9 protein-coding genes are annotated in these 7,659 nt (G+C 46.1%); 3 read left to right on the top strand and 6 right to left on the bottom strand.

From position 1 onward, the window contains the following. Positions 1-545: 545 nt before the first annotated feature. Positions 546-827 (bottom strand): hypothetical protein, encoded by a 282-nt coding sequence (locus tag KIS29_10870; protein ID MBX8640827.1) that lies wholly within the window; start codon positions 825-827, stop codon positions 546-548. A 574-nt stretch (positions 828-1,401) separates the two neighbouring features. Between KIS29_10870 and KIS29_10865 the strand changes: the two genes are divergently transcribed. After that, the gene (locus KIS29_10865) at positions 1,402-1,821 is read left to right on the top strand and encodes a hypothetical protein (protein ID MBX8640826.1); all 420 of its coding nucleotides are present in this window, start codon (positions 1,402-1,404) and stop codon (positions 1,819-1,821) included. A 216-nt stretch (positions 1,822-2,037) separates the two neighbouring features. Here the strand turns inward: KIS29_10865 and KIS29_10860 are convergent, their stop codons facing one another. The 3 genes from KIS29_10860 to KIS29_10850 all read right to left on the bottom strand — a co-directional run bounded on the left by KIS29_10860 (position 2,038) and on the right by KIS29_10850 (position 3,261). Further along, entirely contained in the window at positions 2,038-2,256 is a 219-nt protein-coding gene (locus tag KIS29_10860) for a hypothetical protein (GenBank protein ID MBX8640825.1), read from the bottom strand. 250 nt (positions 2,257-2,506) lie between these two features. Next, the gene (locus KIS29_10855; GenBank protein ID MBX8640824.1) at positions 2,507-2,731 is read right to left on the bottom strand and encodes a DUF4145 domain-containing protein; all 225 of its coding nucleotides are present in this window, start codon (positions 2,729-2,731) and stop codon (positions 2,507-2,509) included. A gap of 335 nt (positions 2,732-3,066) precedes the next feature. After that, complete coding sequence (locus tag KIS29_10850) at positions 3,067-3,261, bottom strand: hypothetical protein (protein ID MBX8640823.1); 195 nt, start codon at positions 3,259-3,261, stop codon at positions 3,067-3,069. Positions 3,262-3,593: 332 nt separating this feature from the next. Here KIS29_10850 and KIS29_10845 point away from each other — a divergent pair, with 332 nt between their 5' ends. Continuing rightward, on the top strand, positions 3,594-4,601 hold the full coding sequence (locus KIS29_10845; GenBank protein MBX8640822.1) for a hypothetical protein: 1,008 nt from the start codon (positions 3,594-3,596) through the stop codon (positions 4,599-4,601). A gap of 4 nt (positions 4,602-4,605) precedes the next feature. On the opposite strand, the gene KIS29_10840 is transcribed toward KIS29_10845, so the two are convergent. Next, positions 4,606-4,866 carry a PIN domain-containing protein gene (locus KIS29_10840; protein MBX8640821.1) on the bottom strand — a complete coding sequence of 87 codons (261 nt, stop codon included), beginning with the start codon at positions 4,864-4,866 and terminating at the stop codon, positions 4,606-4,608. A gap of 708 nt (positions 4,867-5,574) precedes the next feature. Between KIS29_10840 and KIS29_10835 the strand changes: the two genes are divergently transcribed. After that, complete coding sequence (locus KIS29_10835; GenBank protein MBX8640820.1) at positions 5,575-7,011, top strand: ATP-binding protein; 1,437 nt, start codon at positions 5,575-5,577, stop codon at positions 7,009-7,011. A 374-nt stretch (positions 7,012-7,385) separates the two neighbouring features. Here the strand turns inward: KIS29_10835 and KIS29_10830 are convergent. Further along, the coding region (locus KIS29_10830; GenBank protein ID MBX8640819.1) for a hypothetical protein at positions 7,386-7,659 on the bottom strand (274 nt) is incomplete at its 5' end.

The raw sequence follows: 7,659 nt of genomic DNA, 5'->3' as shown, positions 1-7,659 counted from the left end.
AACACAGACAGGGGTTCGCAGTTCTACAGCAACCATCCAGACAGTGCGTCAGTGTTCCAGCAGTTCCTGCTGGACAGCGGCATAAGGCACATACCGTCATCGGCCGTACATGCAACGGACAAATCGGACCATACAAGGAAAATGGCGTTCACAATCGCCGGTAGGTAACTGTCCGACCTGCCTGCAGTTGGATGGACGGACGGGGATGATGCACACATAGCTGTCGAGCTGAGAAGGAGGTTTGACATTTTATTCACATTCCTCAGACAAAGAGGCGTTCCATATCACAACAACCTGGCAGAGAATGCATTCAGCAAGGTTTATTCCGCCGAAAGGTAAGCGGCAGAGGAAGGACATGGAGCGGGACACGTGCGCCCGAATGCATAATGTCCGTATATAGCAGATGCAGTAAGAGGGAACAGGGCTTCATATCCACCGTCCTGTCATCGCTCGTTGAGGGCGATTATAGGACAGTAAATGCTCAGTTGTCACCGCCGTAACTGTAAGAAGTTAACTTTTTGTTATCTCGCAGCGAGAGCATCAGCTTATTTTATGTAATCCTTGCTTACTCTACTGTAGAGTTCACTATCGATGACCACTTGTGTTTGAACGTCTGCCCATTCCTTGACAGTGTGAAGATACCTAAGATAAGTCTCTTCGCCTTCATCCTGGCCCTTGACAATTGCTATTGTGTCATATGTTCCGTATGTCCTGTAAATCTCAATCTTTGCTCCTTTCCTTACAGCCTCATCTGAAATCCTCTGTGCTTCTTCAGATTCCTTCTTTGTCGGCAATCTCTTGGCCTTAATTAACATAATCACGTCCATGTTAATCGAGTCGAAATAGGATTAAAATATAAAAAATTATTTTATACGACATTGTTAAATATAATGCTACATCAAATAGTGTACAGGATCAGGAAATTACAGCAGACATGGTACACTGTCCATTGGTAACAACTATTAGATCGATTCTTTCTTTGCCCATTTCTTGAATCAATTCTTTTACCTTTTCTCTGTTCTAGTCCGATCTGACTTTGATTACTTTGCTCCATGGTGTCATGATTCTCTCGACGTTGAAAGGTATATCATCGAGTATCCTGCCTATTGTATCATTATCCGGATATTCCGAGAACATTCGCACGCGTGAAGTTGAATTGCAGCATAAAGATTTTCTGATGAAAATAGATAATTGCTATATTCTACTGACTGACCGCTGCTCTGTACGACAGTCGTTAAGTTCCAGGTATCGGCATTGCGGAAGGTTTGATGTTGAATTCCTGCAGACGGCCCGTTCTTTAAGATGCACTCCGAAAGTGGCGTACTCTAGGGTCCGAGGAGTTCGTTTGCAAGGCTGGGGATAGCGTTCGTCGGACCTGACGATATTCTTTCCAGGAAACCTGTGGAAACAAAAGCCTTTGAGGTTGTCGTTAACGACTCTCCATTGTTATATGAGAATCCGATAGTGACGACAGATGGATCGTTTATGTCACCCAAGGGACTGGTTCTATGGGCCTCTGAGAGCGGTGAACCAAGAAAAGTAGCTGCCGCCGCTGCATTGATCAAAACAGGGAAAGTGAAGGATTCAGACGCGGTGGATATAGCAAAACGAGCCAGGAAGCAGAATATAATCGGCTTTCTTTCATCACTGGTGGGAAAGACCAGCATTTCTGGCAAATTGAAACCCGTCCCTGAGAAGGTGAAAATGCTTCGCTTCAGCGTGCCTCAGAGCCCGGAAGTCAGCAAACTTGCCGACAAGTGGCATGTCGTGAACCCAATTTCAAAGAACGAAGTTGAAGGACTGATTCAAATCTATGGCTGAAGACAGAGCGCTGCGTGCCGGACTCGCTGTTCCCGGTGGCGATTTTTCTAGAAATTGCTCGATCTTCCCATTGGGAAAAGAAATAAAATTATTCAGTCGACGCCCCATTCAGTGATTGCATGGCAATATCAGAAGGTTTCTTATAAATTCATATGAGACCAGCTTTCCTGTGTGCGTGCCATATCATAATATTCGCACTTATCAGTAACAGCTCTGTCATGTATAGTCATCATGTTGGAACGACTTCTCGCAATCACCTCGGAGTCGGAATCCACTCTTTTCCAGGAATTCACTCCATGAGATGGTAACAGACCCTTCGGGACCTGCTTCTCTGAGCTTTCTGCTCTTTGTAGTGAGAGGCAATTTCATGGAAGCAGCCGCATAAAGATAGGACGCATCATAATAGGTCGGCCTATTTTCGAGCGTGATATCCATTATTGTCTCATAGTGCAAATCCTACAGGTGTACCGTTGAACAGTGATAAAGGAAAACAAACATTATTTTGTGATCAGGATTGCTTCCTTACTGCCAAGGTTTTTCCGTAGCCTTACCGCGTTCCACAACGCGTTGCTGGCTTCATATGCCGAAAGGTCCAGGACCATGAGTTATTTTGCAATTGAGATCCAGTCCAGTGGATTGAGATGTTTTATCATCAGTAACAGCGAGCTTGCATCCGCGACAGTCTTCACCTTCCATACCTCGCAGACCTGACTGCCATGACAATTTCTTCATCGGACATTTTAGAGAGTATCTTTCTTGATTTTTCAAGGAGCGAAGCCAGTTCTTCCTCTTCTCTCGCTGCGATTTCCGACTTCAGAAACTCCCTGATCGACTTGCTCATATTGATCTTGTATTTCCTCAATTTGGCCTTTGTCTGTTTATCAACCCTGACAATTATGCTTTCTGTCATGCAATTGCAATTATTGTATATCTTATACCGCATATTATCATTTTTACCATACAATTTACGCCTTGCTCAGGAAATTCAGCATCATATCTTTCAATTCACCCATGTCGTTGCCTTGTGTTTTCATGTTTAAGTCTCCTAACTCATGCAGTGAAGGCACCAAAGGCACGCGGTCTGAGAGAATTCACAGAAAACGCTGTACACTACCTCTTTCCTATGTGAGTCTGGCGGGGAATGAGGATTACTTTGTCATTAACCTGAAGCTAATTCAGTCCAATATGTCGTATCTTAGGCACACCATATCGCGTCAAGAGCATACGTTCCGATCAAATCGCTGCTCAATCGCCGATCTTTCTCCTGCCGACTTTCACAGATTCGAGGAACAGAAAAAATGATCCAATCAAACACGCGCTGCCAAATGCCGAAGTGATTATAGCCAGAGGACTGCTATTAAAAATCTGAGAAACGTAGAAGCCCGCACCTGTCAACGCAAGGAATGCGGCGATTTTCCTAAGCCTGTTACGTTCCTGCATTATGCTTTTATTGCCTGCTACCCCATATATAGCTTTCTTCATAAACCGCAGGACGATTGCGAAATACGACATTCAAGAGGTGTGAGATCAGTATGCCTGAAAAAGGCAACAACAGAAGACATCGCATGGCAATGAAACACGCCTTCCTGATGGAAACGTCTCCATCCCCTTCTTTGAATGCATTCAAACAGTGACGGCACACGAGAGAATTTGGCATATGCAGGGAAAGTAAATTATATTCTGGCAGGCAATGAATGTTATTCTAAAGACGTGGGAGGATAAGCAGCATTTTTTTGTTTGTCTGCCCCTGTTTAAAAGGAGTTGAATACCAATTGAAGATGTTTGAGTCGAAGGAACAGGAAGATAGCGTAATGAACTGGCTTTTGGAGGAGAAACAGCCCTCCATAAGATATCAGGCTCTTGTCAATCTTCTGGATTACGGCGAAAATGATTCGGAGGTTCTCAGGGCAAAGAGAATGATCACAAGGAGGGGATGGGCAGCCGAACTGCTCAGGAAGCAGAAACCCGGAGGTTACTGGGAGAAAAGCGAGCCTGGGGAACCAACTTACGAAACACTGAAAGAATGGATGAATTTCACCTACTACCCCAAATTCCACTCCACCAACTGGATTGCACTCGTCCTGTCTGAAATGGGCGCGACCAAATCACATCCCGGCATCAGAAAGGTTGCGGACGTCATGTTCAGGTACAAGATGAAGACAGGCATGCCTATCAACATATTCAACGAGGAGGTCTGCATAGTCGGCAACATGGCTCGCATGCTCACAAGGTTCGGCTATGCTGATGACTGGAGGGTCAGGAAGCTCTACGCACGCCTTCTTGAGGACCAGAAGCAGGATGGCGGATGGAACTGCTATGAAAGCAGTCGCGGCACACTCGACTCATGGGAGGCGCTCGCGGCATTTGCCTCCCTCCCTGAAAGCATGAAAACACAGGCAGTAAAGGACTCTATTGCCAGGGGGGTGGAGTTCTATCTGCAACGGAATCTCTTCAGGGAAGGCAAGGGCAAATATGGGCCATGGTTCAGGTTTCACTACCCCAATCACTACTACTATGACATACTGGTGGGTCTGGATATTGTTACTGGCTTCGGGTATGCAGGCGACAGACGTATTCTTCCCGCGCTTGAGATACTTACCGGCAAGAGGAGGAGGGATGGGAGATGGAATATTGACAGGAACCATCCTGACGTATATGCAAAATACGGTAAGACCAAAGCAGTACATACACCACTTGTGATCGAGAGAGAGGGGCAGCCCAGCAGATGGGTCACGCTCAGGGCACTGAATGTTCTGAAGAGAGTGAATGAGGCAAGCTGAAATCCTATTTCTGTTTAAGTCGGGATTTGTCAATCGCAATTTCCTTTGACACCGGAAGCAAATGGCATCTTCTCTCAATTGAAGCGACTCTCTCATTTGCCTCTTCTTCACCATATGTTCCTGCTATCCAATAGTGAACCTCAGCCACATTGATTGTTGACGGAAGTGCTCTTTCATGTCCTTCAATATACTGGGCTGCCGCATCGGCATATCCGCCGCCCTTCCAGTATTCAATCCAGACTGAACTGTCAAAGAGAACGGTCACACTCTTCCCTCCTGAAGGTCTTCAGCTTGGGAAGTCTGCCTTTCTCGCTACCTGACAAACGTTTCGAAGTCTTGCCCATGTGGTGCCATTCCTCACGGCTGCCAGCATTCAGTCATCTTTCCGTTTCCCCGACATATGATCTATTGACGGTCAATACTCATACTCCGCTTCAGGGTAGACCGCAGCAAGACTGGTCAGCGTTCTGTGGCCTGCGGGTTCATGGGTGCATTCGGATTCCCACCATTTCTTTTTTTGTCAGACTGAAAAAAACCGGCTAGTTGGCATATTCATAAGCAATGAGCTTTTCACCTGCATTATGCCACCCGGGGTGTCGGCATCTTAAAGGCTGGAAAATTCGGACAGGCTCCTCTACGCGCTGGACAGCAGGATACATGGAATTCCCGTATCGGTCATAAAAGAGGGAATTGCGAACGGGGAGTTCGGGGCTGGCTGGATGTCGAATCCGTCGCGACCGTCCTCATAGCCACCATGAACGGGCTCACCAGCCAGTGAGCGGCAACGGATACGTTTGTGGATTGGCGAAGAATCAAGAATGCGCTGTTCGACCTGATCGCCAGAGGAATATCAGTGACCGCTGGATGGGACGGGATTTGATTGAAGTTTTGAAGGGATGCTCCGCTGATATTGAATTCGGTGAATTCATACCGGATACACATAAATATTAGTTGTGAGTAAAGTATAATACTTATGTCTCAACACAAGTTTGTAAACAGGGTTGAGGAAATGAAAATCATGGAAGATGTCTACTCAGCGGGTGGCTCATCGCTATTCGTTCTCTACGGAAGAAGAAGGGTGGGAAAGACCGAATTGATCAGCAATTTCGTAGGTGACAGGGGAGTATATTTTCTTGCAACATCTGAGGGAGACAGGGAAAACATCAGGGGCTTCAAGGCGGTCATCTCAAAGTTTCTTGATGATGACAGCATTCTTATGGCTAACTTTGATGACTGGCACTCCTTCTTTTCCGTTCTGGTTTCAAGCAGTTCATTTCAGGCGAGGGCAAAGAGATCTAAGATCATAATAGCCATAGATGAGTTCCCGTATCTCATTGAGGCCAACAGGGCCATACCATCGATTTTCCAGAAAATATACGACTCTCTGCTCGGACAGATGAACGTAATGCTGGTTCTTTCAGGCTCTTCAATCAGCATGATGGAGAATGAAGTTCTATCCGTCAGAAGTCCTCTTTACGGAAGAAGAACAGGCCAGTTGCAGCTGGGCCCCCTGAAGTTCAGACACCTGCGCGAATTCGTGAATTACGGTTTTGAAGATATGTGCAGGACATATTTCGTGTTCGGCGGGGTACCGGAATATCTCCTGAAACTTGATTCGAATTTGGAATTCTGGAAAAACGTGTCGAGGAACATGCTTTCAAAGGGTGCCTCCCTCTATGAGGAGGCAGAATTCCTCCTTCGGACTGAATTCAGGGAGCCAAGGAACTATATGCTGATTCTCAGATCAATCTCCTGCGGGAATCACTCATTGGGGGAGATATGTGCCTATTCCGGTCTGGACAAGAGCATGGTGTCAAAATATCTGGATGTGCTAATGTCCTTGGGCCTCATCATTCCGGAAAAACCGTTCGGAGCTTCTGAAAAATTCAAGAGAAGGTTATACCGGATATCTGACCAGTATCTGAAATTCTGGTTCCGGTACGTATTGCCACACAGGAGTGAAATTGAGAGTTCTCGCACCGAGGAGGTACTTCACAGCATAAAGGCTGATTTCCCCTCCTTTGCAGGCGGGCAGTTTGAGAAATTAATGAAGGAACTCATAGCGGAAGGAATACTGGGCAGATCATTCGGCACAGTTTCCAGGTGGTGGGGCAGGAATGGGAGTGGAAAGAAAGGGAGGGACATCGAAGAGATTGATATTGTCGCGTATTCCGAAACAAGAAGGGAATTGCTTTTCGCAGAATGCAAGTGGACAAACAGTCCGGTAACGATGAGCGTGGTTGAAGATCTAAAGAGGAAATCAGAAACGCTGAGAAAGCTGTATCCCGGGAACAAATACACATATGCGGTTTTCTCCAGAGGAGGATTCAGGAGAATCCCGCCTGAGACTTCCGACGATGTGGTCTTGATGAGACTTCAGGATGTGGAACAGGAGCTTTACAAAAATTGAAAAGCGGAAAATCGGATGGACGGCATTGGAAATGTACGGCTAATCCGGAACAGGACAGCCAGGCACGAATCCACTCCGACTTTGCAATAGATTGTTCCTGCAGATTGGTCAGGAAGCGGCTTCAAGGATAGTTGATTGAAACATAATCGAAAGCCTTACACGTCGTTTTGTCCCATGGGAAATGAAATTTCACATCAGCAATTATGCACTTCAATCAATTTCCTGTCTGTTTATGACCGCATGAGTTTGGGTTCAGGAGACTGCGCAATTCTCGCCACGGTGAAGGCGGCTGGATCGGACGCTTTTCTGACACATGATAAGTCCTTCTGGAAGGTCAGAGAAATAAAAATAGTTGATGAAATCCTTTCAAAAAATCATGCATTCGGTGGCACTTCGAAGAAATTTGCCGCACCTGCACTTTTCGGCTTTGCCGCATTCACTGTCATCGGTTCCCTTATTTTGTGAATCATGGACGGAAGGACAGGGAAGACGCCCGGTTCTTCCATTATAAATAACGAAAATGCATATTTCAAAAGGAAGACGTATTCCTTTGACAGAACATAGATCTTCAGTTTCCCTTTCCCAAAGTATTCTTCCGATCTGTCAATCATTCCTGAAGAAAGTTCTAACTTGTCGGCAATTCGGAGG

The organism is Candidatus Sysuiplasma jiujiangense (assembly GCA_019721075.1).
Lineage (GTDB): Archaea > Thermoplasmatota > Thermoplasmata > Sysuiplasmatales > Sysuiplasmataceae > Sysuiplasma > Sysuiplasma jiujiangense.
Note: the sequence above shows the minus strand (reverse complement) of the source record. Positions and strands in the feature narration are given on the sequence as shown.

Excerpts from the sequence above, each read along its gene's own strand:
- KIS29_10870 (MBX8640827.1), bottom strand. The coding sequence starts at position 827 with ATGGACGTGATTATGTTAATTAAGGCCAAGAGATTGCCGACAAAGAAG.
- KIS29_10860 (MBX8640825.1), bottom strand. The coding sequence starts at position 2,256 with ATGGATATCACGCTCGAAAATAGGCCGACCTATTATGATGCGTCCTAT.
- KIS29_10855 (MBX8640824.1), bottom strand. The coding sequence starts at position 2,731 with ATGACAGAAAGCATAATTGTCAGGGTTGATAAACAGACAAAGGCCAAA.
- KIS29_10850 (MBX8640823.1), bottom strand. The coding sequence starts at position 3,261 with ATGCAGGAACGTAACAGGCTTAGGAAAATCGCCGCATTCCTTGCGTTG.
- KIS29_10835 (MBX8640820.1), top strand. The coding sequence starts at position 5,575 with ATGTCTCAACACAAGTTTGTAAACAGGGTTGAGGAAATGAAAATCATG.